This is a genomic window from Paenibacillus sp. FSL R7-0340 (genome assembly GCF_038002205.1).
Classification (GTDB): domain Bacteria; phylum Bacillota; class Bacilli; order Paenibacillales; family Paenibacillaceae; genus Paenibacillus; species Paenibacillus polymyxa_B.
Genome location: NZ_JBBOBY010000001.1, coordinates 3,892,266 through 3,918,795, shown reverse-complemented (window position 1 = coordinate 3,918,795; position 26,530 = coordinate 3,892,266). Strand labels below are relative to the sequence as shown.

Annotated in this window: 21 protein-coding genes and 3 CRISPR repeat arrays; of the genes, 17 read left to right on the top strand and 4 right to left on the bottom strand. The window is 44.3% G+C overall.

Translation table 11 applies throughout. From position 1 onward, the window contains the following. Positions 1 to 7 precede the first annotated feature (7 nt). The 14 genes from MKX59_RS17070 (at position 8) to cas2 (ending at position 16,974) form a co-directional block, all read left to right on the top strand. A complete protein-coding gene (locus tag MKX59_RS17070; protein WP_068940682.1) occupies positions 8 to 850 on the top strand; it encodes a hypothetical protein in 843 nt (280 codons plus the stop codon). 5 nt (positions 851 to 855) lie between these two features. Beyond that, positions 856 to 1,392 (top strand): WXG100 family type VII secretion target, encoded by a 537-nt coding sequence (locus MKX59_RS17065; RefSeq protein ID WP_025719059.1) that lies wholly within the window; start codon positions 856 to 858, stop codon positions 1,390 to 1,392. 248 nt (positions 1,393 to 1,640) lie between these two features. Continuing rightward, on the top strand, positions 1,641 to 1,916 hold the full coding sequence (locus tag MKX59_RS17060; RefSeq protein ID WP_013309990.1) for a WXG100 family type VII secretion target: 276 nt from the start codon (positions 1,641 to 1,643) through the stop codon (positions 1,914 to 1,916). A 200-nt stretch (positions 1,917 to 2,116) separates the two neighbouring features. Beyond that, complete coding sequence (locus MKX59_RS17055) at positions 2,117 to 4,162, top strand: hypothetical protein (RefSeq protein ID WP_340858648.1); 2,046 nt, start codon at positions 2,117 to 2,119, stop codon at positions 4,160 to 4,162. 84 nt (positions 4,163 to 4,246) lie between these two features. Continuing rightward, on the top strand, positions 4,247 to 4,999 hold the full coding sequence (locus MKX59_RS17050; protein ID WP_013309992.1) for a vWA domain-containing protein: 753 nt from the start codon (positions 4,247 to 4,249) through the stop codon (positions 4,997 to 4,999). Positions 5,000 to 5,011: 12 nt separating this feature from the next. Next, on the top strand, positions 5,012 to 5,848 hold the full coding sequence (locus tag MKX59_RS17045) for a hypothetical protein (RefSeq protein ID WP_028542687.1): 837 nt from the start codon (positions 5,012 to 5,014) through the stop codon (positions 5,846 to 5,848). A 265-nt stretch (positions 5,849 to 6,113) separates the two neighbouring features. Further along, a complete protein-coding gene (locus tag MKX59_RS17040) occupies positions 6,114 to 6,923 on the top strand; it encodes an SDR family oxidoreductase (protein WP_028542686.1) in 810 nt (269 codons plus the stop codon). A gap of 246 nt (positions 6,924 to 7,169) precedes the next feature. Beyond that, positions 7,170 to 8,409: direct repeats of the CRISPR family, unit length 32 nt; unit sequence GTCGCACTCTATGTGAGTGCGTGGATTGAAAT. A gap of 453 nt (positions 8,410 to 8,862) precedes the next feature. Next, entirely contained in the window at positions 8,863 to 11,283 is a 2,421-nt protein-coding gene (locus MKX59_RS17035) for a CRISPR-associated helicase/endonuclease Cas3 (RefSeq protein ID WP_076264228.1), read from the top strand. 204 nt (positions 11,284 to 11,487) lie between these two features. Beyond that, a complete protein-coding gene (gene cas5c, locus MKX59_RS17030; protein WP_028542684.1) occupies positions 11,488 to 12,210 on the top strand; it encodes a type I-C CRISPR-associated protein Cas5c in 723 nt (240 codons plus the stop codon). Beyond that, entirely contained in the window at positions 12,207 to 14,132 is a 1,926-nt protein-coding gene (gene cas8c, locus MKX59_RS17025) for a type I-C CRISPR-associated protein Cas8c/Csd1 (protein WP_076264227.1), read from the top strand. The genes cas5c and cas8c overlap by 4 nt, the downstream gene beginning before the upstream one ends. Then, positions 14,133 to 14,999, top strand: coding sequence for a type I-C CRISPR-associated protein Cas7/Csd2 (gene cas7c, locus MKX59_RS17020; RefSeq protein WP_028542682.1), 867 nt, complete (start codon positions 14,133 to 14,135; stop codon positions 14,997 to 14,999). Beyond that, a complete protein-coding gene (gene cas4, locus MKX59_RS17015) occupies positions 14,986 to 15,645 on the top strand; it encodes a CRISPR-associated protein Cas4 (protein WP_076264226.1) in 660 nt (219 codons plus the stop codon). The genes cas7c and cas4 overlap by 14 nt, the downstream gene beginning before the upstream one ends. After that, the gene (gene cas1c / locus MKX59_RS17010) at positions 15,642 to 16,673 is read left to right on the top strand and encodes a type I-C CRISPR-associated endonuclease Cas1c (protein ID WP_076294870.1); all 1,032 of its coding nucleotides are present in this window, start codon (positions 15,642 to 15,644) and stop codon (positions 16,671 to 16,673) included. Before cas4 ends, cas1c begins: the two co-directional genes overlap by 4 nt. A gap of 10 nt (positions 16,674 to 16,683) precedes the next feature. Beyond that, complete coding sequence (cas2, locus tag MKX59_RS17005) at positions 16,684 to 16,974, top strand: CRISPR-associated endonuclease Cas2 (protein WP_023988276.1); 291 nt, start codon at positions 16,684 to 16,686, stop codon at positions 16,972 to 16,974. A 181-nt stretch (positions 16,975 to 17,155) separates the two neighbouring features. Then, positions 17,156 to 19,173: direct repeats of the CRISPR family, unit length 33 nt; unit sequence GTCGCACTCTGTATGGAGTGCGTGGATTGAAAT. 594 nt (positions 19,174 to 19,767) lie between these two features. Here the strand turns inward: cas2 and MKX59_RS17000 are convergent. From MKX59_RS17000 to MKX59_RS16985, 4 genes are all read right to left on the bottom strand, one after another. Next, the gene (locus MKX59_RS17000; RefSeq protein ID WP_028542679.1) at positions 19,768 to 20,391 is read right to left on the bottom strand and encodes a hypothetical protein; all 624 of its coding nucleotides are present in this window, start codon (positions 20,389 to 20,391) and stop codon (positions 19,768 to 19,770) included. 2 nt (positions 20,392 to 20,393) lie between these two features. Further along, positions 20,394 to 20,999: a hypothetical protein gene (locus MKX59_RS16995; RefSeq protein ID WP_028542678.1), complete on the bottom strand. Its 606-nt coding sequence runs from the start codon at positions 20,997 to 20,999 to the stop codon at positions 20,394 to 20,396. A 270-nt stretch (positions 21,000 to 21,269) separates the two neighbouring features. Further along, positions 21,270 to 22,091 (bottom strand): copper amine oxidase N-terminal domain-containing protein, encoded by an 822-nt coding sequence (locus tag MKX59_RS16990; protein WP_231517283.1) that lies wholly within the window; start codon positions 22,089 to 22,091, stop codon positions 21,270 to 21,272. A gap of 59 nt (positions 22,092 to 22,150) precedes the next feature. After that, positions 22,151 to 22,657: a hypothetical protein gene (locus MKX59_RS16985; RefSeq protein WP_231517256.1), complete on the bottom strand. Its 507-nt coding sequence runs from the start codon at positions 22,655 to 22,657 to the stop codon at positions 22,151 to 22,153. 451 nt (positions 22,658 to 23,108) lie between these two features. On the opposite strand from MKX59_RS16985, the gene MKX59_RS16980 reads away from it, so the two are divergent. From MKX59_RS16980 to MKX59_RS16970, 3 genes are all read left to right on the top strand, one after another. Continuing rightward, complete coding sequence (locus tag MKX59_RS16980; protein ID WP_256703525.1) at positions 23,109 to 23,276, top strand: hypothetical protein; 168 nt, start codon at positions 23,109 to 23,111, stop codon at positions 23,274 to 23,276. A 54-nt stretch (positions 23,277 to 23,330) separates the two neighbouring features. Then, entirely contained in the window at positions 23,331 to 23,432 is a 102-nt protein-coding gene (locus MKX59_RS16975) for a CRISPR-associated endonuclease Cas1 (RefSeq protein ID WP_256703524.1), read from the top strand. Positions 23,433 to 23,986: 554 nt separating this feature from the next. Beyond that, a CRISPR array of direct repeats spans positions 23,987 to 24,680; the repeat unit is 32 nt; unit sequence GTCGCACTCTATATGAGTGCGTGGATTGAAAT. 365 nt (positions 24,681 to 25,045) lie between these two features. Continuing rightward, the gene (locus MKX59_RS16970) at positions 25,046 to 26,530 is read left to right on the top strand and encodes an aminotransferase-like domain-containing protein (protein WP_023988281.1); all 1,485 of its coding nucleotides are present in this window, start codon (positions 25,046 to 25,048) and stop codon (positions 26,528 to 26,530) included.

The following is a 26,530-nucleotide window of genomic DNA, read 5'->3' as shown; positions in this document are numbered from 1 at the left end:
GCTCATAATGTTAACGTTTCAAGCTTCCAAGCAGAAGTTAATAACCCTCAAGGCGAAGGAACTGTTTTTTCTGGCAGGCGTACTGGGTTCTGACAGACTGCTTGGGGTGGAAGATCCGTTTAAGGGCTATCTAGCAGAGGAGTTGGCGGAAGAGTGGGAGCAGGTAAAAGCTACTCTTTTGGAAAAGGGGTATCTAAAGCGGGTAGATAAGGGCAAAGAGCTAGCAATGCCTCCTACCGTTTTTTCAAGAGTCGCTATCGCGGGATTATCCAACAGGGCTTGCCGTATACGCTATGTGCGGGGAGGTAAGCGGTTTGAAGGCTATCTCCATTGCACGAACGAGCGTGTAGTGGAACTCGTGAAATCCGCTGATGAACCCGATGAGTATCGACTGTATGATCTGGGTAATGTGGAAAAGGCTTGCGAGACATTGATTGATAAAATGGGTTGGGTAGATCGACTTGTGCCTGAATCCCCCGCACTTATGTTCTCCAAGCAGGCATTTAATAAAATTTACGAGCAATCGGCAGGAGAAAGTGTGTCTCTGATCAGCAGTAAACTGACCGAGGCTAGCGGAGATGCAGAGGGGGCTGCAAGACTGGCTCAGTCTTTGAGTTCCCGTGTTGCCGAGGGAGAACTGCAATTGCTGGTATGGAACGGCAGGGAGTGGGAATCACAACGGGCAGCCTTTGTCCTGTGTCCTGCAATGAACTGGATATTTCGGATGAGCTCAAGTGGTAACGGAGACTGGCTGATTGCAGCTATGGCTTCAAGAGATCAGTTTGTGGATTTATTATTAAATTGGTTGAAACAGTCGGCAGTGAATGAAGAAGTGACAGAAGAAGGGTGATGGATATGCGCATTCGAGTTGAACCGGATGTGCTTCGGGGGCTTAGCGGGCAGCTACAGCATGCGGCGGAGCAAATTCAACAGTTAACAGCAGGTTTGGAGCAGGCGTTACAATCGCTGGATTGGGATGTATCTGCACGCGAGGCGATCTTGAATCATTGGATGCAGGCCAAGCGGATGTCAGAACAGATCCATGCTTACCTCCATACATCAGGTACACAACTGAACCGAAAGGCAGAGCAGTTTCAGTCTGTTGACCACAACTATCAAACGATTCTGTCATTTGCCAGCCAACCATTGGGACGACCCGTCACAATGCTCGATTGGTCGAATCAGCAATCACCGTCTATTCTGCCTGGGCAAGCTTCGGAAGCAGGCAGTCTGATTTCAAACCCGCAGTCTGTCGTACATGCCATTGCTGGTGTACAGTCTTCGGATGTAGAAACGTTGCATCAGGATATTCTGATGCAGGCGTCTTCTAGCAGTCCGCAGGATTGGTATTTTACTGATCCGTCTACAGCAAGAGATCAGCCTGTCGCTTAGTTGGGATCGCGTTCCGGGACAATCTGGATCGACTGCAAAATTTACTTGATTCGTTTCGCAATTCCCGACTTTATGGGACTTATTAGGTGGTTGTTTTGTTAATATTATACTGTTAGATGCTGTTTTATAGTTAAAAAGTGGGATTGTTACAATTAGGTCCTTTGCCTTTTGTAGGGAATTAAATAGCCATAGTACAATTTGAACTAGATAAAACAAAAACATTTTTATCATCAAGGAGGACGCAAAAAATGGCAGGACGCATTTTAATTACCCCAGAACAGGTTGATCAGGTGGCTAACCAATTTAAACAAAGTGGTGAGCAAAGCCAACAGATCGTTTCCAGTTTGACACAGTCCATCTCAGGTATGGAAGGTCAATGGGAAGGTATGACTAAACAACGCTTCTTCCAAGAGTTTCAGGAAGCTAGCAAACAAATGCAAGCTTTCGTAACGACTTTGAACAGCATCAGCCAAGAATTGACAGCTATCGCTAACAAATTCCGTACGGTTGACCAAACGAAATAAGTTGCCTTGCCTGATAGGCATTAACTTGTCATATACCACTCTATAAGAAGCAATATGTGAGCCATTCCTCACGGTTTGGCACAGGATGTTCAGGAAAAACCGGGCGATCTTCGGATACCCGGTTTTCTTGCCATCCATAGATGTATATAATAAGGTGAGGAAAACTAGCATACTGAATGATGTAAGGAGAGGGATGTTTCATGTCTTTTCAACCGAATCCGGGAGACGAATTGATCATAAACGGCACAGCTTATGTGGTTGGACGACATCCCGCTGCACCCGGTTTAGCCTATGCTCAAGCAGGGCGGCAGGGAATTGTATACCAGCTGAATGCCAAAAACGGAGCACCGCATGAGGCAAAAGCCCTTAAAGTGTTTTTTCCGAAGTTCCGCATCCCGGCTATGGTTTATCAATCTGAGCATATGGAAGCATACGGGGATATTCCCGGTTTGCAGGTATGCAAGCGTGATGTGCTCACTCCAGAAAGAAACGGAAGTCTGATCGCCGAGCAGCCTGATTTGCTGTATGCGGTGCTGATGCCATGGGTTCACGGTATGACATGGTTCGATTGTCTCACAGATCAGCGTCAGCTTGAGGCTTCCGATAGTCTGGCTTTAGCCAGAGCATTGGCAGGGATCGGTTCAGCTATGGAGCAAAAAGGATTGGCGCACTGTGATTTATCGGCGCCGAATGTGATGCTTCCGTTTTTTTCTGAAGTGGAACTGCCTCAAGGCACGTCAGCTGTGGAATTGGTGGACGTGGAACAAATGTATAGTACTAAAATGGATCGTCCAGATGCTCTATTGGCAGGTTCGCCAGGGTATGCCGCCCATCGTACCGTCCACAGCGGTTTATGGAGTGCGTATGCAGACCGTTTTGCAGGGGCAATTATTATAGGAGAAATGCTAGGCTGGTCTGACCGTGTTGTAGTCGACAAAGCGTGGGGCGAAAGTTATTTTGATCAGCATGAAATGCAGACGCCTTGCGAACGTTATTTTATTTTACGAAAATCACTTGAATCCCGCTGGGGCAGCAAGGTGGTAGAATTGTTCAGCCGCGCCTGGGATAGTCAGGATTTAAGCAGTTGCCCTACTTTTGGCGAATGGTTGGTTGTACTTAATGCAGTTACTGAGCAGGAAATTCCAGTTGAGGCTATAGAACCGGAGCCTGCTGCGACAGAAACAATAGAATCGGCAGCGGTGAGTGGCCTTTCCAGTGAAGCTGCATCTTCTTTGTCAGCACCTGCACCGCTCAAGGCTGAACAGGCTGCACTGCTAAATCAGGCTGCCCTGGAGCAGGGAGAGCGTGGGGTAACGGACAAGCTGTTCCGACAGGCACGTGATTTGGAGCAGCAGAACAAACCTGCTGCAGCGCTGGAAGTATACCGGTCGTTGTATCATTTTGTAGAAGACGGCAGTCCTCTGCATGTGGAGGTGTCGGCTGCGATCACAGGGCTAGAGGAGCAGTTGAATCCCAAGACGCCGGAGCAACCTGAAAAATCAAAAGCCTGGTATCGCTCCAAAGTGTTTATCGTGACAACTGCGGCCGCAGTCGTTCTGTTGGCAGCTGGAATCCCAGCCGTGAATATTCTTGCAGATCAGTCCAATCAGCGGCAAATCGAGGCGGCCAAGCAGGAAGAGGCAGCGAAGGCTGCAAAGGCGGCCGAGGAAAAGCTGGCAGCCGAGCAGGAAGCCGCTCAAAAATTGCTGACGGAGAAACAACGCCAGGAAGCGGAACAGCAGGCCAAACAGCAGGTACTTGCCGCTCAAAAGCAACAGGAAGAGCAGAAGAGACAGCAAGCCCTTATCGATCAACAGGTTAAATATGAAGCTTATCTCGCCCAAAAGGAACAAAATAAGCAGGCGGCTGCCAAGTTGGCGAAGCAAAAAGCGTATGATCAACAGGCAAAGTATGAAAAATACTTGGCTTTGAAAAAGGAGCAGGAAACCCGTGCCGCCCAGGAAGAGGCAGCTCGTAAGGCAGCAGCCGAGGCGGAACAAAAGCAAAAAGAGTCTATGCATGCACGAAACAAGGAGAACGTTCTTCAGCTTATTTCCCTGTACAACAAGGCATATGCCTCTCAGGAAGGTGGAAGCGCTGCGAAGGCAAAGAGCTTTGCGAAGCGTTTTAGAACACTATATGATAGTAATCCTTCTTATTATCGTTCTGTAGGCGAAGTGGGATATCGGGCTTCCTCGATCTATAATTTTTTAGGCGATACGAATTTTAGACTGCCTAAAATTTAATATTTCATATGTTTATATATGGGCGGAATGATAGCTACAAAACAGATGAAGATAGAAGGTAACTGAGGGGAGCATGTACAAACCATGAATTATACAATACAGGCTTCACAACGCACTCCCGCCCTGATCATTTACCTGATTGACATCAGCGCGTCGATGAACATGCTGATGGAGGGGCGGCGGCGTATTGACGTTGTATATGAAGCTATATCGTTGGCGATCCGGCAGATGGTTTTCCGATCAACCAAAGGAAATCGGCTGACAGCACGCTATCGGATTGCGATTTTAGCTTATAGTGACGACGTGTATGACCTGCTGAATGGTGTCAAGGGAATTGATGAAATCGCGGCCATTGGTTCGTTGCCCGATTTGACACCCAAACGATTTTCAGATTCAGCAAAAGCCTTCCTGCAAGCTGAGCGTATTTTGCAGGCAGAATTACCAGGGATGCAGGACTGTCCTGCACCTTTGGTCTGTCATATGACAGATGGGGTTTCCACAGGCGATGATCCGGAACCGATTGCGAAGCGCATTATGAGCATGAGTGTACCGGACGGTAATGTACTGGTGGAGAATATATTTTTATCCGACAGGTTGCTGGAAACGCCTATTCAGGACCCCCGTCGCTGGAAAGGTCTGACGCATAATACGCCGTTGCAGGATGAACATGCAGTGAAATTGCGTGATATGTCTTCTGTACTGCCTGAAAGTTATCGGGAAATGCTGTTTGAAGCAGATTATCAGTTAGGTGAAGGAGCCATTATGATGCTGCCCGGAACCTGTGCGGAACTGGTGTCCATTGGGTTCCAAATGTCGGCTGCAACGCCTGTACGGTAAGGAGGTAAAAGCATGAATCCACTGCTGTCCCTGCTCCCCGCGAGCAAAAAAAAGGGAATGAATGCAAGGCTGACTCAGCAATTTGCTTACATAAGCTCTCAGACAGGCGATCAGCCTTTATCATCTCATCACAGTCGTTTTATGTGTCGTTATGGCTATGGAAGATCTGCCGAATCTGCCAGTATGGGGGAAAGCGGACAGGATTTCGCCGCAGTACGTATTCATAAATCCGTCTGTTGTTTTGTCTTGTGTGATGGTGTCGGGCTCAGTTACCGAGGAGATTTTGCAGCCCGCTATCTGGGTTCCTCTTTACTGGATTGGATGGAACGGGGACAAGATCTGTCTGTTGATCAGTTAAGAGTGTACCTTGAACGTTTGGCAGGTACAGCGGCAGAGGAACTGGATCGGCAGCCTTTGGATCATGAATCAGGCTTAATGCGCTCGGTATTGGAAGATAAACGTCGTCAGGGAAGCCAGTCCATGTATATTTGCGGTAAAATCGAACTGCCGAAGCGTGGTAGCCGTGGCCGTCTCCGACTTGCCTGGCAAGGGGATTCACGTTTGCGACTATGGAACGGTGCCGAGGAAATTAGCGAGCTGTTCGATCATACCTTTTCTACATCGGAGCGCTGGTCTACAAGTCGTGGGCCGATTGGTGGGAAGCCTCATTGGTACGAAAGAAGCATACCCGCAGATATGCCTATGAGATTACAGGTGTATACGGACGGTTTATCCGATTTAGACCCCATTCGCGAGCCAGTCCCTGATGAGCAGATACAGGTATTATTGGACGCATCCCATACCGGGGGACTTGATGATGATGCTGCATTTATTGAGCTTCAGTGGTAAATGAATAAGCAAAAGGACGTATGCATCCATATCCATGGTTGTATAACGTCCTTTTTTTGATGAATACATAGAAAAATACGATTCGTTAAGATATTTATAGAATGTAACGAGGAGGAGAAGGAAAGACGCGCTAATGCGCGTAATATTCGTCCTTTTCTTAAATACCGCAAAGGAATAGCAAAAAATGCGCAAAAATGGTGATTATAAAGTATATCCTTTTGGGTAATCTTGTGATTATACAGATTACTGAAAGGGAGCGATACATATGAGCTACATATATGCAGGAGGCGCGCGCTTTGAAGGCAAAACCGCTCTAATCACGGGGGCTGGTTCTGGGATTGGAAAGGCAACGGCCATTCAAATGGCCAGAGAAGGAGCGAATGTCGCTCTTTTTGACGTAAGTAATGAGCGCATTTTGGAGACGGAAAGAGAAATTAATGCCATACGTGAAGGATCAGCTCGGGCATTTGACGTGGACATTGCTGATCCGGTGCGTGTGGAAAAAGCAGTTCTGGAAGCGGTTGAATTATTTGGCGGTCTGCATATCATTTTTGCTAATGCCGGGATTAACGGGGTCGTCGGACCGATCGAGGATCTGAGCATTGAGGATTGGCGGCAAACATTGTCCACGAATCTGGATGGTACCTTCCTGACGGTGAAGTATACAATACCACATTTGAAAAAGAACGGTGGTGGCAGCATTATTATTACCAGCTCCATTAATGGAAATCAGCGCTTTACCAGCTTTGGAATGTCAGCCTACAGCACATCGAAGGCGGGTCAAACCGGTTTTGCTAAAATGGCTGCGCTGGAGCTGGCTAAGTTCCGTATTCGTGTGAATGTCATCTATCCGGGTGCCATTTCGACGAATATTGATGAAACCACGGAGAAATCGGAAGGGTTAAAGCAAATTACCATCCCCGTCAAGTTTCCCGAAGGAGGGCAACCGTTGGCTGATGGGCCGGGTCAACCCGAGCAGGTAGCTGATTTGGTGACATTTTTGGCTTCTGATCATTCGCGTCACATTACTGGTGCACAAATTGTAATTGATGGGGCAGAGTCGTTATTGTTTTAGAAAATAGAGCATTCTCTGGGACAGAGAAATGTTTTGTGGTATCCTGAGTGTATTGTCTTGGTTACGGTGCGAATGTGAAGCTCACATAAAAACCCCGGGTCCTTCGCACCTCGAAATTTGTCGAAATGGATTCGGATTAGCTTTCTTCGTTAGAAGTCAATAGTCGATTCAAGCTTTTTTGGCATCGTTTTTTTCGAAAATGCATGGAATTGATATCATTAGGGTATGAATTCCTTCATTTTCGCTGTCGCACTCTATGTGAGTGCGTGGATTGAAATGGCATACCAATTGAGGAAGTGGACAAGGCTCTACGGGTCGCACTCTATGTGAGTGCGTGGATTGAAATCGTTGTATGCTCGGATGATTTACCAAGACCACACTCGTCGCACTCTATGTGAGTGCGTGGATTGAAATGTCAATCACTTCGGATGATGGTCTACCTATTACGTCGCACTCTATGTGAGTGCGTGGATTGAAATGACCTGGTTCGAGTGCATAAGTTTGGGGAGCTTGAGTCGCACTCTATGTGAGTGCGTGGATTGAAATAATGCTTCCAGCAATAATAAACCAGGTGTCATTGTCGCACTCTATGTGAGTGCGTGGATTGAAATTTTTGCCTTCATATGAAAGAATGTGAGCTATTCTGAGTCGCACTCTATGTGAGTGCGTGGATTGAAATAGGCAAGATTTTAAGATTGTGTAAGGTCACAGTCACGTCGCACTCTATGTGAGTGCGTGGATTGAAATATACCATCGCTCCTTTTTTTTATTTTTTTGTTAATCGTCGCACTCTATGTGAGTGCGTGGATTGAAATACACCATCCAAGCTCCTCACCTCAGCCTGGAAGGTCGCACTCTATGTAAGTGCGTGGATTGAAATATTGCTGTTCACCTCCCCTCTTTGATAAAAGTAGTCGCACTCTATGTGAGTGCGTGGATTGAAATAGCCGCCTTGACTGCACGCTGGATTAGGCGCTCAGTCGCACTCTATGTGAGTGCGTGGATTGAAATACGAGACTCAAATTCATTAGCTATGATCCGCGCAATCGTCGCACTCTATGTGAGTGCGTGGATTGAAATTACACTGGCAGATGATATGAATGAGAATGTCGAGAGTCGCACTCTATGTGAGTGCGTGGATTGAAATTTAACGGTTCTAATGATACTGCGCTTTTTACCTTCTTGTCGCACTCTATGTGAGTGCGTGGATTGAAATCCTCCGCGTTTTGGTCAGACGGCGCAGCCCTGTAAACGTCGCACTCTATGTGAGTGCGTGGATTGAAATATTGATTACCTGGGTACACCTGACGGGCTGTATGAGGTCGCACTCTATGTGAGTGCGTGGATTGAAATAAAGTGGAAAACACTACAAAAAAACTGTATACGAGTCGCACTCTATGTGAGTGCGTGGATTGGAATTTCTGTTCCTTGAAAAGCGAGATTGATAGAGTTGTGTCGCACTTTATATGAATGCATATATTGAAATCGTCCAAAACAAGAGATAACCAGAGCAGAATCTGCGGTCGGTCATACTCTGTATTAGAGTGTGGATTAATATATATAAAGTCCGCTCAGTGAGGTTCAAACAGAAGAAACGGGCAGCATTCAAATAGAATCTTCAGGAAGCTCAAGATAACAGCGAGGGAAACTCGCGTCTTACATTTAAATTCTATCCTGTAGATATTATGAATCCTCAGAGGAAAGACTCTGGGGATTTTTAATTTTTGTAGAGGACGAATAAAAGAGCGGTACATGCTCCTTCTCTATGAATAGTACCGCGCTGCTACAAGTTTTTTTATGTTAGTCAATTTATCTGTTAATTTGATTTTTTTAGGAGGTATTTGTCATTGGAAGTCGAAATAAGGTAAAAGTAAATAAGTCTTTATTCCTTTTTTGTTATTTTGTTAGTAAATAAGACTTGGTTCAGGAGGCACTTTAAATGAAATATATAGCTCACATTCGTCAGAAAGACGGACGTATTCAGACAGTGAGAGATCATCTACAGGAAGTGAAAGAGAGTTGTGAGCATTATGGAGGGAAAATTGGTGTCGGTCATTTGGCTGGACTGGCGGGTTGGTTACATGATTTGGGGAAAAATACAAACGAATTCAAAACGTATATTCAAGGAGCTGTGGCTAATCCGGATGCACCTTCACGCAGAGGTTCTGTAGATCATTCAACAGCTGGTGGTAAATTACTCTTTGACCGTTATCATCATTCCTCTTCCATTCATGACAAGGTTACCGCAGAATGGATCGGAAATTGTATCATTTCACATCACCAAGGGTTACGGGACTTTATTGATCCCGAACTGAATTCTCCTTTTTTTAAACGCGTTTCCAAAGACTTGGAAGAGTTTGAGCAAACAGTATCTGAATTTTTTGAAAATGTTCCACAACATGAGCTGGATCAATATTTTTCTGAAGCTAAGAAGGAACTAGAACATTATTTAGGCCTTATTAAACAGCATAAACTTCCTTCTATTGCTGCTTCACTTCTTATGAAGTACATATTTAGTTGCCTTATTGATGCGGACCGAACCAATACCCGGCAGTTTGAAGAGGGTGAAGAACCGGAGCAGCCTCTGGATAGTCATTCGTTTTTTAAAAGAAGCTATGATGCTTTGACAAACATGCTAGAGACACTTGAGAACGATAGTGACTCGGAAGAGCCAATTAATCGCTTAAGACGTGAGATGTCCCGGCAATGTGAAGCTTTTGCACTACGACCATCTGGTATATACACGCTATCCATTCCTACAGGCGGGGGCAAAACACTGGCGAGCTTGAGGTATGCGCTTAAACATGCGATGACCTTTAACAAAGATCGAATCATTTACATTGTCCCTTACACAACAATCATTGAGCAAAATGCTGCAGAAATCAGGGGTATCTTGCAGGAAGACGACATGATTTTGGAGCATCACTCTAACGTAATTGAGGGAGAAGATGAGCTTGAGAACGAAGACTATGACGTGCATCAGAAAAAAATAAAGTTAGCAAGAGATACTTGGGATCGTCCGATTGTTTTCACTACTATGGTTCAGTTTCTGAATACCTTCTATGCGAAAGGTACGCGTAATGTACGAAGATTGCATCAGTTGTCGAATTCAGTCATTATTTTTGACGAAGTTCAGTCGGTACCTGTGAAATGTATTTCTTTATTCAACGCGGCACTAAATTTTTTGCACATTATGGGTGATTCCAGTTTGTTGCTTTGTACAGCGACGCAACCTGCCCTTGATTTTGTAAAGCACAAGCTTCATTTTTCCGATCAGGCCGAAATTATCGAAAATATGGATGAAGTGGGCAAAAGCTTCAAACGGGTAGAAGTGGTGAATCGTACAACAACTCTGGGGTGGAGAGCCGAGGAACTGGCCGACTTTGTTCAAGAACAAATGGAAGAAGTTAATAGTTTGCTTGTGATTCTGAATACAAAAATGGCTGTACGCAAGCTATTTGACCAATTAACCCAACGTGAGGGATTGGGAGAAGGTGGCGCAAGATTATTTCATCTGAGCACGAATATGTGTGCGGCCCATCGTAAAGATGTGTTGTCCGAACTAAAACAGGCCCTTGAGGCAAATGAGCGTGTCATCTGTGTTAGTACGCAGCTTATTGAAGCAGGAGTCAATATCAGCTTTGAATGCGTTGTTCGCTCACTATCTGGGCTGGACTCTATTGCGCAGGCAGCAGGTAGATGTAACCGACATGGCAAGGATAAGCTACGGTATGTGTATATCATTAAATCGGCTGACGAGAATCTTTCAAGGTTGCCTGAAATTCAGATTGGCAGGGAACAGACAGAGCGTATATTAAATGAGTTTGAGCAGAACCCGCAACGATTCGACTATGATTTATTATCTGCATCAGCAATGAAAGCCTATTTTGAATATTACTATCACAATATTAAAGAAGAAATGGATTATCCCGTTTCCAAGCTGGAAAAAAATTTGTTCGAATTGTTGAGTGCAAACAAGGACTATTATGGAGCTTATAAGAAAAAGTGGGGTAAAAATCCCGAGATTCTAAGCCGCCCATCTATAGCGACTGCGGAGCAATATTTTGAGGTTATCAGTAACAAGGCTACATCAGTATTGGTACCTTATAATGACGAAGCAAAAGAGTTAATCTTAGCGTTTAATGGTGAACTGGGCAGTTGGGAACTGGGTGGGCTACTGCGGAAACTGCAACCCTATGTCGTTAATATCTATGACTATGAGCTAAAAAAGCTGGAGAAAAACGGTGATCTATATCCTTTATTGCATGGTCATGTTCTGGCATTGAGGGAAACGGCTTATTCTGGGCAATTTGGAGTTGGGTCAGAGGGTGAAGGGGAATGGTCGATGGCTATGATCTAAAAGAGAAAACCCGCCAAAGGCGGGCACTCAAATAATCCTATATAATTTTCAATCCACGCTTCTCAGCGACACATTGAGTGTAGCACAGGATGAGAAACACAATCAATCTGCAAAGTGATGGTTGTATTTATTTGGAATATAGTATATGCTGAAAAAGTGAATTCTATAAAAATAAATGATCCTTTATAAGAAGGGGGGATAAAAATGCGGAATCAAATTGAGTTTGAGGTGTCCGGAAGATACGCTCTTTTCACAGACCCATTAACCAAGCTTGGAGGAGAAAAATTTTCATATCAGGTTCCTAGTTATGAAAGCTTAAAGGGGATTGCGGAAAGCATCTACTGGAAGCCCACCCTGATCTGGTATATAGACGAGGTTCGAGTTATGAATGTTATCCAGACCGAGTCAAAGGGAATTCGCCCTATTGAATATAGCGGGGGAAATACCTTGGCTTACTATACTTATCTCAAAGACGTTCGTTATCAGGTTCGTGCGTATTTTGAATTCAATCTTCATCGTGAAGACCTCATTTATGACCGCAACGAACATAAGCACCATAATATTGCTAAACGGGCGGTCAAGGCCGGAGGACGCAGAGATATTTTTCTGGGCACGCGTGAATGCCAAGGCTACGTTGAACCCTGCGTTTTCGGCGAAGGAGCGGGGGACTACGATGAGGTTCCTGAAATTGATTTTGGCACAATGGTGCATGGGATCAGCTATCCAGATGAAACCGGTCGAAAAGAACGGGAAACCCGGCTTTGGAGGGCCAAAATGCAATATGGTGTAATCCGCTTTATTCGTCCGGAGGAGTGCACACTGGTGCGTAAGACAGGTGAGGGGGCAGTGAAAACGTTCAGTTCTGCCAACATGCAAGATGTGGACAGTCTGTACGAAGAAATGTTCGTGGATGGGGGAAGTGAATGAGCTGGCTGGCGAATTTATATAAAACGTATGAAAAACATACGCGTGATGTCGGACAATTTGAGAAAAAGAAAAATAACCGTGAATACGCGTTGATCCCCGTATCCCATACGACACAGAGCGCTCACATAGAGGTCAATCTGGACGGGGAGGGTAACTATCTTTCAGCAAAAGTTATCGACAAAAACGAGGGGAGCACTATTATTCCATGTACGGAGGCCTCAGCTAGTCGGACAAGCGCTCCAGTTCCGTATCCACTTTTTGACAAGCTTGTCTATGTGGCAGGCGACTTTGTACAATATTGTGGCGAAGTAAAAGGAACGCCACACACAGATTATATGAAGCAATTGCGTTCCTGGTGCGAATCTCCCTATGGGCACTCGAAGGTAAAGTGCGTTCATGAATATCTGGCCAAAGGAACTCTCATAACAGATCTGATCCGGGACAAAGTTCTCTGGATTGACAGTCAGGGCAAATTGATTGAAAAATGGACGGCAGCACTAGAAGCGGAGCGTGGGGAAAAGCCTGATATTTTCAAAGTAATTGTCTCCGATCAAAGTGCGGCTTTTATTCGCTTCGCGGTTCAGGTGCCAGGGGAGGTAGAGTCCAGATTATGGCGTGACCCATCTGTTCAGCAATCTTTTATCCAATTTTATGAGATGAGCTTAGTGGAAAAAGACTTATGTTATGTGTCGGGTGAACTGTTGCCTTATGCAGACAAGCATACTTCGCGCATCCGCAACTCCGCTGACAAATCCAAGCTGATTTCAGCGAATGATTCTGACGGCTTCACCTATCGGGGACGATTTCGTAGCAGCCGCGATGCGGCGACGGTCAGCTACGAAGTATCTCAGAAGGCTCACAATGCCTTAAAGTGGCTGATCGAACGTCAAGGGATTACTGTGGACGGTAGAGTTTTCCTTGTGTGGGGAATAGAAAGTCTGGACATGCCTGATCCGCTCGGTGATACGTTCAGCCTGTATCAAGATGAGGATGAAGAGCCGACAGGAGGAGACAGTACTCATAAGGAATTTGCTAATCAAGTGCGTCGCGCCATTGGCGGTTATCGTTATGATGGCGATTATGCCTCCAATGTCATCATTATGGTATTGGATGCGGCAACACCGGGGCGGCTGGCAATGGTATATTACCGTGATCTGAACAAGGAGATGTTTCTGGATCGGTTACAAGCTTGGCACGAAACCTGTTACTGGCAACATCGGTATCGGAAAAGTGCAGATAACAAGAACATTACCTTTATTGGAGCACCTGCAACGAGAGATATTGCCTTTGCAGCCTACGGTCCACGAGCGAATGATAAGATTGTCAAAGGTTTAATTGAACGGATGCTTCCATGCATTATTGACGGACGAAAAATTCCGCTTGATATTGTACGCTGTGCGGTTAATCGTGCCTCTAATCCAGTGGGCTTGGATGAATGGGAGTGGGAGAAGACGTTGAGTATCACCTGCGCATTGGTAAACAAAACATTTGAGAGGGAGGGCTTTGAAGTGGCTTTAAATACCGAAAATAAAGACCGCAGCTATTTGTTCGGCAGGATGTTGGCGATTGCGGATGTACTGGAAAGACGGGCACTGGGTCGGGAAGAAAAACGGGCTACAAATGCGGTTCGTTATATGAATGCTTTTGCACAGCGGCCTAGTCGAACCTGGATGATTATCCAGTCGAATATTCAACCGTATCAGGCAAGAATGGGAACCGATGCGGGATATTACAATCGCCTGCTGGATGAGGTAGGTGCACAGCTAGAAGCTGAGAATTTTACGGACAAACCGTTAAGCGGTCTGTACCTGCTCGGATTTTACAGCCAGCGTAACGATTTGTACACGAGCAAGAAAGATAAGGAAATAGGAACTGATACCGAACAAGACCAGGAAAATAATGAACAGGGAGAGATCGTATAAATGAGTGTACTTGACCATAAAATTGATTTTGCCGTTGTACTGTCAGTTCGTAATGCTAACCCGAACGGTGATCCGTTGAATGGCAATCGTCCGCGCCAAAATTATGACGGTTACGGTGAAATTTCCGATGTATGTATCAAACGCAAAATCCGTAATCGTCTACAAGATACGGGGGAATCCATTCTTGTACAATCCGATGAGAGACGTGTGGATGCTTACCGCAGCATTAAAGAACGTGTAGACGCTAATGAGGAAGTACAGGAATTTGGTAAGGGCAAAAAGCAAAACAATGAGCTTTACGCCCAAGCAGCCTGCAAATCCTGGATCGATGTACGAAGTTTTGGGCAAGTATTTGCTTTTACCAAAGAGGATATATCCCTGGGCATTCGTGGACCTGTGTCTATACATACGGCGGTAAGCCTTGCTCCTATTGATATTTCCAGTATGCAAATTACCAAGAGCGTCAACGCAGTAACCCCGAAGGACCCTAATAAGAAAAGCTCTGATACGATGGGGATGAAGCACAGGGTTGATTTTGGCGTCTATGTTTTTTATGGAAGTATAAATACACAATTGGCGGAAAAAACCGGATTTACCTATGAGGATGCGGAGAAAATTCGGGAAGCTTTAAGAACACTGTTCGAAAATGATACCTCTTCCGCACGTCCTGATGGGAGTATGGAAGTTCATCATCTGTACTGGTGGGAGCATAATTCCAAATTAGGGAAATATTCTTCGGCTAAAGTCCATCGTTCACTACAAATTCAGCTAAATAAAGATGTGAGCGAAGCGAGGTCTTTTGAGGATTACGTATGCACGGTTCAACCGCTCGAAGGCTTAGAGGTCCAAGAGTATGCAGGGCTATAACGAAGAAGATTATTTGCTGCTATCCGGTTTACAGCATTTTAATTTTTGTAGAAGACAGTGGGCGCTTATTCACATTGAGCAGCAATGGGAAGAAAACGTGCGGACGATTGAGGGCAATCATTTGCACAGGAAAGCCGATCAGCCCATGATTCGTGAAAAAAGAGGGGATAAGCTCATCGTACGCGCGTTACCTGTACATTCCAGAGAGCTTGGAATTACAGGAATCTGTGACGTGGTAGAGTTCATATGTGATCCCCTTGGTGTTCCGCTTGCAGGGGAGGAAGGTACCTACCTTCCTTTTCCTGTTGAATACAAGCGTGGCAAACCGAAACGAAATGACTCGGATCATGCACAATTGGTCGCACAAGTGATGTGTCTTGAAGAAATGCTCGTGTGTGAGATTTCAAAAGGCTACTTTTATTACGATGAGATCAAACACCGTGTAGAGGTCATCATCACGGCGGCTGACCGCGAGCGTGTGCGTACAAGCTTGCAGGAAATGCGGCATTATTTTGAGCGAAATCATACACCTAAAGCCAAAGCGGGACCACACTGCCTGAGCTGCTCACTACATAACATATGTGTTCCCGAAATACTGAATAAAAAATCAGTTTCAAGCTTTATTGAAAGCAGGATAGCTGAATGAAAAAATTACTAAACACATTATTTGTGACCATGCCAGATACGTACTTATCACTAGATGGGGAAAATATCGTGATCAAACAAGAAGAGTCCATTCTTGCACGGTATCCTTTGCACAATTTGGAGGCGGTTTGCACTTTTGGCTATTCAGGGGCCAGTCCAGGCCTCATGGGAGCTTGTGCAACACGCAATATAGACCTAACCTTTATGACACGAAGCGGACGCTTCTTGGCGAGAGTTACCGGGGAAAGCCGGGGAAATGTGGTACTGAGAAAAGAACAGTACCGGATTTCCGATGATGATAGAAGAAGTGCTCTTGTAGCCAGAAATATGATTATAGGCAAAATATATAACCATAAATGGATTTTGGAACGGGCAACGAGGGATTATCCACTTCGTATTGATACGGAACGCATGAAGAAGGTGACCGCTTCTTTGACAGAGATCATGAAGCAAGTCCGAGAAGTGGAGGAACTGGACATTTTACGCGGTTTGGAGGGGACGGCGGCAGTTCAGTACAATTCCGTGTGGGATGATCTGATCTTGCAGCAAAAAGATGATTTTTACTTCCATGGGCGCCATAAGCGCCCACCGCTAGATAATGTGAATGCCCTATTATCTTTTGCCTATACATTGTTATCCAACGATATGAAATCTGCACTGGAAGCTGTCGGTCTGGATGCTTATGTAGGTTTTCTGCATCGAGATCGTCCAGGGCGAGCCTCCTTGGCACTGGATGTGATGGAAGAGCTTCGAGGAGTATATGCCGACCGTTTTGTCCTTACATTGATTAACAAAAAATTGATTCATGGGAAAGGATTTTACAAAAAAGAAAACGGGGCTGTGATGATGGACGATGATACGAGGAAAATCGTACTGAAGGCATGGCAAGAACGGAAACAGGAAAAAATGATTCATCCTTATTTGAATGAGAAAATGTCTTGGGGACTGGTGCCCTATTCACAGGCTTTGCTCTTGGCTAGATATATTCGGGGAGATTTGGACGAGTACCCTCCATTTTTGTGGAAGTAGGTGTGAACACTTGCTCATTTTGATCACGTATGATGTAAGTACAGTAGACAGAGAAGGTAGAAAAAGACTGGCAAAGGTTGCGAAAAAGTGCGTAGATCACGGACAAAGGGTGCAAAATTCTGTGTTTGAATGTATTTTGGACTCGACCCAGTTCCGCAGCTTAAAGTATGAACTCGAAGAATTAATAGACCCAAAAGAAGACAGCTTGCGCTTCTACAACTTAGGAGATAACTACAAGAAGAAAGTAGAACATATAGGGGCAAAGGAAGCTTATGATATGGAAAGCCCACTGATTTTGTAAGGTGCGAATGTGAAGCTCACATAAAAACCCCGGATCCTTCGCACCGCGAAATTTGTCGAAAAGCAATTAAATCAGTTACCTTCAGTAAAAGTCAATGGTTGACTCAAGCCTTTTTGGCATCAGTTTTTGCGACAATGTGTGGAATTGATATCATTAGGGTATGAATTCCTGCATTTTCGCTGTCGCACTCTGTATGGAGTGCGTGGATTGAAATTCCCGGTACCATTGAGCAAATATACCCAACATAAAGTCGCACTCTGTATGGAGTGCGTGGATTGAAATAAAACATAGATACTTCTCGATCTATAAAGTTATAAGTCGCACTCTGTATGGAGTGCGTGGATTGAAATTTTGATCTGACCGCCTGAGCGGTGCTGACGTTTGAGTCGCACTCTGTATGGAGTGCGTGGATTGAAATCAATTAGATAAAGTTGGGGATGCGGTCAAAGAATTGTCGCACTCTGTATGGAGTGCGTGGATTGAAATTTCCCACTCTACCAAGTCCTCAGAAAAACCCGTGTCGCACTCTGTATGGAGTGCGTGGATTGAAATCTCTGCCCGCTGTAGAGCATAATAAGATTGCTCAGTCGCACTCTGTATGGAGTGCGTGGATTGAAATTCTTTATCCTTCAAACGCCGCTTGCTGCCTGGCGTCGCACTCTGTATGGAGTGCGTGGATTGAAATCCACCTGATGAACCGAATGGTGAATATATCATTTTGGGTCGCACTCTGTATGGAGTGCGTGGATTGAAATACTATGGTTGAATTGTCGCAGACTTTAAAGAACCTGGTCGCACTCTGTATGGAGTGCGTGGATTGAAATCGTCAGTCGTCCCGTTCGTATCTTTTTACTGTCAAGTCGCACTCTGTATGGAGTGCGTGGATTGAAATATCCATAACCTTGTTGATATCTTGATCGTAACCATTGTCGCACTCTGTATGGAGTGCGTGGATTGAAATAATAATATAGCCCCTAAAGGGCAAGGAGAGGAATAAGTCGCACTCTGTATGGAGTGCGTGGATTGAAATACCTTCATTATATAGACTCAAATCGACATAAACGAGTCGCACTCTGTATGGAGTGCGTGGATTGAAATGAGAATCCAGTTCTACACCGCCAAGCAGAAGGCGCCGTCGCACTCTGTATGGAGTGCGTGGATTGAAATAGTTAAAGCCCTACGACACCGTGGTGCAGGATATCGGGTCGCACTCTGTATGGAGTGCGTGGATTGAAATTATAGATAGCGTTGATGTGGATAAGCCAAAGAAAATGGTCGCACTCTGTATGGAGTGCGTGGATTGAAATCCCATTGCTGTGAGCACGGCGACGTCCCGATTTCGGTCGCACTCTGTATGGAGTGCGTGGATTGAAATGTACTGTACCGCACCACCATTACGACTATCATCCGTCGCACTCTGTATGGAGTGCGTGGATTGAAATACCTGTCAGACAACAATAGCGACGAGGCGTTTTTCAAGTCGCACTCTGTATGGAGTGCGTGGATTGAAATGCCAGCGTCACTCCACTCATTATCATTCGCCGTCGGTCGCACTCTGTATGGAGTGCGTGGATTGAAATAACTTGAAGTGGAGGCCGTACACGTTAGGTATAAGTCGCACTCTGTATGGAGTGCGTGGATTGAAATCGCAACTGGTTTTCGATAGTTGAAAGCTTTAAGAAGGGTCGCACTCTGTATGGAGTGCGTGGATTGAAATCTTTAGGTGCAGTTCGTTCCTGCCGAAAAATTGAGGTCGCACTCTGTATGGAGTGCGTGGATTGAAATCCAAACCTCCTTATTACGCTGACCGTGTACCTTTGCCGTCGCACTCTGTATGGAGTGCGTGGATTGAAATAATTGATCTACGCTCTATGCGTTTTTTGCGCTCAGCGTCGCACTCTGTATGGAGTGCGTGGATTGAAATAGGACGGTGACTCCATCCCTAAGCGCCATCCCTGAGTCGCACTCTGTATGGAGTGCGTGGATTGAAATAGTTTGTTGTGGTGCTGCTGTTACTTATTGGACTTGGAGTCGCACTCTGTATGGAGTGCGTGGATTGAGATGATATGGGGAAGGATTACGCAAAATTTTCAGGAGGTCGCACTCTGTATGGAGTGCGTGGATTGAAATAATATCGGTACTGGGGATATCGTCACTTTAATTGACGTCGCACTCTGTATGGAGTGCGCGGATTGAAATTTGCTAGGACTTGAAGAATTAACAGTAGAAGCTAAAGTCGCACTCTATATGGGTGCGTGTTGGAGACGTAGTATATTTCATAAGGAGGTTTTGTATTGGCTCCGGCGCATTATCGCTACTTTTTGGAGTAAGGAAGAAGACAATGACGCTTTTGAGGCAGGTGTTCAATCTCTTCTAATGAAAATCTCAGAACAATACAAACTAACGTATGGCGAAAAAACACAGCTGCTTGCTTCAATGATACTAGAGTATTCGAAATACGTAATAAGATGGGAACGTCACAGTACAATGGATGAAGAAGGAATGTGGGAGTAATTGAGACAAATGCGGCACTGGAGTTGAACGAACTGGACTTGATAGAGGAGAGGAGGAGAGAATGAAAACTTCTGTATGGCTACATAATTATACTCAATTCACAGCCCTAGGACCTATTAGCACCGAAAACAGTACCATTTTGCGTGGCTCTAAGGGGGGAAGAGCAGCCACCTTAGAGCCAGTACATCCCGCCAAGGAATTTAGTAGCAGGACGGCGTGTTTTTATTGAGTGAGTTAATTTGTCCGAAAAGGCACATATAAGTTATTACCTGCCAGTCATTATTTATATTTTTCTAATACACTTTTCTTCAGCTCATTATACTGATTATTAGTAGCTTGTAATGTTTTTTCTTCTGCATCAGTCCCAGACAAATCATGCTTTCCTTGTTCTAAAGCATTAATCCAATATCCACCAAGCGGCTCACTCCATACTAAAAATAAGATGTATTCCTTCCCTTCTTGCATTGGTGTGTAATCTTCATAATTCATTCTAATACTGCCCTGTTTGTCTTGGATCACATAGGTAGGCTCGAATGCTACAAGCTCAGAACCGATTTCCTTTTTTATGGAATCTTTATATACTTTAGTTACTTTGACCTTAGTTTCTGTTCTACCTGAAGGCCCCCAATCAAAATTTTCAATGACATTTTTGCTTTCTCCGGTTGCAATGACTTTAACTACAGCATCAGATTGAGCTTCCGCATCATCTGCATTTGTGAAAATTGCATGGTTGGCTTCAATTTCACCTGTACGTAATATAGATGAAGGGTCTTTCATAGCAATTAGATTAGCATTATGTTGGGCTTGCTTACTTATTGCCGCACTATTTGAATATGAATAGGAGAAAATCCCCATCCCAAGTGCTAGAGAAGCAGCGACCGTCAATACCAGTTTTTTCCTCATGTTTAATTCCCCCATTTCTTAACCACATGTGAAGTATCTGTTGATGTAGGTGATGAGAGAGCATATCTACCTGATTTCATCCAATGTTCTCCTGCATGAGCAGGAGCATTTTGAAAGTGGTTTAAGCCAAGTACATGACCAAGTTCGTGACCAGCATTCATAAATCTTTCTGATTGTGACCAGCCGCTTGTCCAGCCTGCATCTAATACAACTCTAGCCACATCATAATTTGACCCATTTGTTATGGCTCCAGCGTCAACTTGCTGTCCGTTAGAAAGAAAGTAAGAGGTTGATCCGTAAGTACCTCCAGGAAGTGAGTAATTCCCGGCATAAACTTTTAATTTTGCACTTGAGGAACTTCCAGAACTCCATCCAATTCTAGATGATGTTGCATCCCACTTACTTCTCGCATTGTCTACAGCACCAGTTTGGCCGTATGTTGAAAGAGATGAATCGTACCAATAGGAGATATTACTTGCCCCACCTGATATAGAACCAATTTTAATATGCGCGGCTCCAGTGTCAGCGCTTACTGTTGCTGCCATTAAAGATAAAACAAATGTCATTGAAGTGATAATCAATTTCGTTTTCCATTTCACTTTTCTCAATGTTTGTTCCTCCTATGGAATTTTTTATAAATCAACGATCAACTATATAGACGTTGTTATTCAGCAAAAAGTTTCCATATTATAATATTTTTTGTCATTTTTTATTTCAGTAGCCTTGATAAGAGGAGGAGAATGAAAGCCTCTGTATGGCTACATAATTAGAATGGCAAAAGTAAAGCTGATCCCTTCTTGGATCAGCTTTACTTTTAACTCAATTCACACCCTACGACCCATCTGCAAGGAAAACAGTACCATTTCACATAAGGGATTCTATGGTTTTAGCGTTCTTCCCTTAAAGAGAATATACGACAGCTCATGTTTGATAATTTTATTATTCTCAATTGTTTTCACATAATCTATGTCATATTCGCGAGTTACAATTTCATCCTTATCTATATTGGGTCTTTTACGATTTCTATTTTCCCCGGCCGTGCTATCGTCAGAAAAAATAAAAGTGGTATTTAAATCTTCAATGCCCTCACTAATCTTTTTCCCTGTCATATTCTTAGCTGTAATGGCCAGATGAATTTTTTCTCCCATGGCCAATTTGTACGATAATAACTGAAATGCATTTTCATTATCAACATGTTCTCTAAAATGATCCAAATCTTCTACATTCTCCATCATAGGTGTCTTCATTAATTCTTTCCCTGATAGGGAATACAGTTTATTTTGCTGATCCCATTCCTGGTGTATGTCTAAGTGCTTAGTAAGTACCCCTAAAGGGACAAACATCGCATTTTTATAAAGCACAGGGACGGTATCCATCACGGACGTGCTCGAGTCGGTAACAATCTCAGTGGAGTTCATTTTAAACTCAACCTTGTGTGTTCCAAACTTAATTGTGGCCGTATTAGAAGTTGGGTTAAACGTAGTCTGTCCCCCCAACAAATCATTAATGGATCTCAAAGGCACCATATAGCGATTATTCTGATCAATATAAGGTGCTTTAGGAGCTGTGAACAAGACATAGTAATTGTTAATCTTCAAAAATGGAGAGCTTGGAGCTATACTCTGAGCTGACATTTTTCCTGTATAGGGTTGAGAAAAGCAAAAAAACAATGCACCTATAAGCATAATTCTGAACAACATCTTTCCCACAAAATTTCCTCCTTAAAAGAGAGGGGTGAAGCAGCCCCTCTCATAAAAATTCAGTCTAAAAATATACTGTCTGTTTCCTCTCCTCCATGCACGTAATCCACTTCAACTTTACTCCGTGGCATAGAACAATAATCATAGGTTTGACTGTTACGCCAAGGGATATTATCTTCTGAATTTGAACCGATATAGGATGTGGCCCAACGAACTCTTCTAATGTAAGATCCATCATTATAGTCTTGTCGATCTTGTATCTGCCCTATACTTGTCGTTCTTTTGATAAGGTTACCGTTGCCAGTAGCAGTCCAACCTGGGGCCGGCTCGACATAGCTCCTACTTATCTTTTCACCGTCTGCATAACCTGTTACAGTCAAGGCAATGTTACCGTCAGAAGGAACATGAAATTTCATTTGTACTTCCTGATCGGGTTCAAAACGTGGCTTAAAAGTATAAGGGTTCTTCACACCTTCAATAAGCATAAAAGTAGCCCAGTCATTATATTTTGTACTATGCTGCAAACCAACATCAACCGCCATATTGGTGTTACTCCAACCACCCATATAGATAAATCCTGTGCTTCCATTATAACCACTATTATTATCACGAATCTCTCTAGCACTTGGTAAATGAACCCGTGTACTAGCCCATGCAAACCCTATATGTGACCATACCGAACGATACGGCCCGTTTCTCAGGTCTCGACATTCAGGAAAGCTCGCGGAGTTAGTGCTAAAATCCATTGGTGTTAATGAGTGATTTCCCATACACGCTGGTTTAGGCTGTAATACGGGTAAAGTATATAACTGCCCCGTTGAATCTTTATACCTATTATTTTTATACGTAGTATCAGTTACGGATGTGAGGGATGAATTCGAATTCTTATACGTAACCTGACTCACTGGTTCCAGGGGGATAACTTCCTGCGTTAAACTTTCCTTGTTTACCAGCACTTATGATGTACATTCAATCTCGTATGATGATGATATAAACAGGGACTATTGAGGTATTTATATGAAAACTGGATTATATTATCATCCAGGCAGAATTAAATCTGACCAATGTCCTGTCATCATGAACGCATGGCATCACAGAGAAGTGAAGGAGCTGGTGATTTTACGCTGTTTGGAGGGGAGGGAGGCGGTTCAGTACAATTCCGTTTGGGATGAACTGATTTTGTAGTGAAAAATTGATTTTTACTTCCATGGACGCCATAAGTGCCTGCCGTTAGATCATGTGAATGCTTTGTTATCTTTTGCCTATACACTGCTGCCCAACGATATGAAATCAGCACTGGAAGCCGTCGGCTTGGATGCTAATGTAGGTTATCCGGGATGAGCCTCCTTGACACTGGATATGATGAAAGAGTTTCGAGGCGTATGCCGGCTGTTTTGTCCTGTTTTTGATTAACAAGAAAATGATTAGATAAAGGATTTTACAAAAAAAGAAAATGGGCTGTCATGATGAAACGATGATATAAGGAAAATCGTAATGAAGGCATGGTACAATGAAACAGGATAGGATTATGTATCTCTATTTGAATGTATTTTGGATTTGCCCAATTTAGACGTTTAAAGTATGAACTAGAAGAATTAATAGACGAAAGAGAACTTAGCCTGCATTTCTACAATTTGGGTGATAGTTATAAAAAGAAGAAGAGCATATAGGGGCTAAGGAAGCTTCCAATATGGAAAGCTCACTGATTTTATAAGGTGCGAATGTGAAGCTCACATGAAAACCCCGGGTCCTTCGCACCTCGGAATTTGTCGAAAAGTATAGAAAATGCTATCAGTGAGAAAAAGTCAATGGTTAATTTAAGCCTTTTAGACATTGCTTTTTTCGAAAATGCATGGAAATGATATCATTAGATAATCAATTACTGCATTTTCGCTGTCGCACTCTATATGAGTGCGTGGATTGAAATAAGCTCCACAAGTAGTTGCACAGACTACGCATGACGTCGCACTCTATATGAGTGCGTGGATTGAAATCCCACACTTGCAGGAGCCTGGGGCGGACAGCTTTGTCGCACTCTATATGAGTGCGTGGATTGAAATTTTATCTCCACGGATTTATTGTAAATCCGAAGTTGTCGCACTCTATATGAGTGCGTGGATTGAAATTCTCTTGAACACAATATACCATGTTTTGAACACAGTCGCACTCTATATGAGTGCGTGGATTGAAATTTGGCGGCGGGCTTTGGTTGTTTGATTGTCGGGGTCGCACTCTATATGAGTGCGTGGATTGAAATAAATTTTCGTATCTATACGTTCCACCGATTAACGTCGCACTCTATATGAGTGCGTGGATTGAAATTCATTTGCTGATTAGGGTACCCGTTAATGATTTCAGGTCGCACTCTATATGAGTGCGTGGATTGAAATGATTCTGAACGCGGTAATACTACGTAAATCACCAGTCGCACTCTATATGAGTGCGTGGATTGAAATCGACGCCGAACGGGAGTAGGTTATGTTACCGTCCGGTCGCACTCTATATGAGTGCGTGGATTGAAATATTTGCGAAAATGACAGTATCTTAGCTATCAGACGTCGCACTCTATATGAGTGCGTGGATTGAAATATGATGAATGGAGGACGTCCTCAAGAAAGAAATAGGCGCACTCCATGTGACAATTGACGATGCGGCAGGATTCACGGTCAGTCGTTACGGCATATGGTTTTGTTTGACTGGTATGCTTTGCATAGTTCTCAGGGCTTCAGCCGCAGAAGGAAGAAAATAAAATCGAAGTGAAACGATCTTTGTGATATGTACAATGCTCGCAATGGGCGCGATGAGAGGCAATGATGCGGGGGAATGAGGCAAGAATATGAGTGCGTACAGGGGATAAAATGAGGAAGAACCACCGAAGGATGAAAAATCCAGTGCGGTGGTTCTTTTTTTTCACTCGTCTTGTATGCCATCATTATAGGGGGAGGGGATGAAGGATGTTCCAGGATTTCAAGCTCGTAAGTGACCGGCCGGTCTCGATACAAGTAAAAGAATACGTCAATCGTTTAATTATAAAAGGGGCGCTTCAGGCGGATCAGAAGCTACCTTCCACACGAGAAATGAGCGTTCTGCTTAAGGTGAGCCGCAATACAGTCATTGCAGCCTATGAAGGCTTGGAGGATGACGGGTTTACGTATGCGATTCCCGGAAAGGGTAGTTATGTGGCCGCCATGGTGGGCCAGTCGGCCGTAGATAACGGAGGATCTGACGGTTCTGCCACCTGGGAGATCGACTGGAAGGCAAGAATGAACGAGTATGCTGTATCGGCTGTTGATCTGGATATGATGAAGCAGGGCATTCGTGCCCAAAAGGGAACTATCTCGTTCACAAGCATCGCTCCGGATGAGCAGCTGTTTGATCTGGGGGATGTAAGGCGAGCTTTTATGGATCGGATGGCAATCGAAGGGCAGGTGCTGCTCAACTACGGCTATGCCAAGGGCTACAAGCCGCTGATTGATTACCTGATGCATTATATGGAGAACAAAGGCGTCGATATAATTGGCAAGGATATGCTGATTACAGGCGGGTTTACAGAAGGCTTTGACATTGTGCTGTCGGCTTTACGCCCTTCTGCACGCCGTGGAGCGGCAATTTGTGAAAATCCGACCCATCACACAGCGATCAAAAATTTGAAGTTGCAAGGATTTGAGATTACCGGCATTCCGATGAAGTGTGACGGTATTGATGTAGAGCGGCTAGAGGAGGTATTACAGACCAATAGCTTCGATTTGGCCTATTTGACTCCTTCCTATCATAATCCGACAGGCATCGTCATGTCGCCAGCAAAGCGTAGCGCTGTTATGAAATTAATGATGCGCTATCAGATTCCGGTGATCGAGGATGGATTCAATGAGGAGCTACGCTACTCGGGAGCGCATGTTGCGCCCTTAATAGCGACAGCAGGCCAAGGGAACGGAGTAATCTATATTGGCAGCTTCTCCAAGGTGCTGTTCCCTGGCTTGCGTGTAGGCTGGGTGCTTGGAGACCGAGCACTGATTGACACTCTGGAAAGCATTAAGCGTGCGCGCACCATTCATACCTCAACAATCGATCAATCGATTTTATACCAATATATGCTTAACGGAAATTTCGATAAACATGTAAAAAAAGCACGTACAGAGTATAAGCGCAAATATGAGCTGACAAAGGCATGCTGTGAAGCACATCTTCCTGAGGCGCAGGTGTCTGGTGACGGAGGCTTGCATTTGTTCCTTACCTTCCCGACAGGCGTAAATACACGCAAGTTGCTAGAAGCTTGCACAGAACAGGGCGTCATTTTCACACCGGGAGACAAGTTTTTTATTCAAGAAGGCGAAGGGACGAATACATTGCGGCTTGGGTTTTCACGAGTAACAGATGAAAATATCGAACGGGGTATTCAAATAATCGGTAAACAGACGCTTAACTTTCTTAAAGCATAA

Bases quoted from the DNA above. Each gene is read 5' to 3' on its own strand.
- MKX59_RS17000 (WP_028542679.1), bottom strand. From the start codon at position 20,391: ATGAGGAAAAAACTGGTATTGACGGTCGCTGCTTCTCTAGCACTTGGG.
- MKX59_RS17045 (WP_028542687.1), top strand. From the start codon at position 5,012: ATGAATCCACTGCTGTCCCTGCTCCCCGCGAGCAAAAAAAAGGGAATG.
- MKX59_RS17055 (WP_340858648.1), top strand. From the start codon at position 2,117: ATGTCTTTTCAACCGAATCCGGGAGACGAATTGATCATAAACGGCACA.
- MKX59_RS16980 (WP_256703525.1), top strand. From the start codon at position 23,109: ATGAAAACTGGATTATATTATCATCCAGGCAGAATTAAATCTGACCAA.
- cas5c (WP_028542684.1), top strand. From the start codon at position 11,488: ATGCGGAATCAAATTGAGTTTGAGGTGTCCGGAAGATACGCTCTTTTC.
- MKX59_RS17050 (WP_013309992.1), top strand. From the start codon at position 4,247: ATGAATTATACAATACAGGCTTCACAACGCACTCCCGCCCTGATCATT.
- cas7c (WP_028542682.1), top strand. From the start codon at position 14,133: ATGAGTGTACTTGACCATAAAATTGATTTTGCCGTTGTACTGTCAGTT.
- cas4 (WP_076264226.1), top strand. From the start codon at position 14,986: ATGCAGGGCTATAACGAAGAAGATTATTTGCTGCTATCCGGTTTACAG.
- MKX59_RS16990 (WP_231517283.1), bottom strand. From the start codon at position 22,091: ATGTTGTTCAGAATTATGCTTATAGGTGCATTGTTTTTTTGCTTTTCT.
- MKX59_RS17035 (WP_076264228.1), top strand. From the start codon at position 8,863: ATGAAATATATAGCTCACATTCGTCAGAAAGACGGACGTATTCAGACA.
- cas1c (WP_076294870.1), top strand. From the start codon at position 15,642: ATGAAAAAATTACTAAACACATTATTTGTGACCATGCCAGATACGTAC.
- MKX59_RS17065 (WP_025719059.1), top strand. From the start codon at position 856: ATGCGCATTCGAGTTGAACCGGATGTGCTTCGGGGGCTTAGCGGGCAG.
- MKX59_RS17040 (WP_028542686.1), top strand. From the start codon at position 6,114: ATGAGCTACATATATGCAGGAGGCGCGCGCTTTGAAGGCAAAACCGCT.
- MKX59_RS16985 (WP_231517256.1), bottom strand. From the start codon at position 22,657: ATGGGTGGTTGGAGTAACACCAATATGGCGGTTGATGTTGGTTTGCAG.
- MKX59_RS17060 (WP_013309990.1), top strand. From the start codon at position 1,641: ATGGCAGGACGCATTTTAATTACCCCAGAACAGGTTGATCAGGTGGCT.
- MKX59_RS16970 (WP_023988281.1), top strand. From the start codon at position 25,046: ATGTTCCAGGATTTCAAGCTCGTAAGTGACCGGCCGGTCTCGATACAA.
- MKX59_RS17070 (WP_068940682.1), top strand. From the start codon at position 8: ATGTTAACGTTTCAAGCTTCCAAGCAGAAGTTAATAACCCTCAAGGCG.
- cas8c (WP_076264227.1), top strand. From the start codon at position 12,207: ATGAGCTGGCTGGCGAATTTATATAAAACGTATGAAAAACATACGCGT.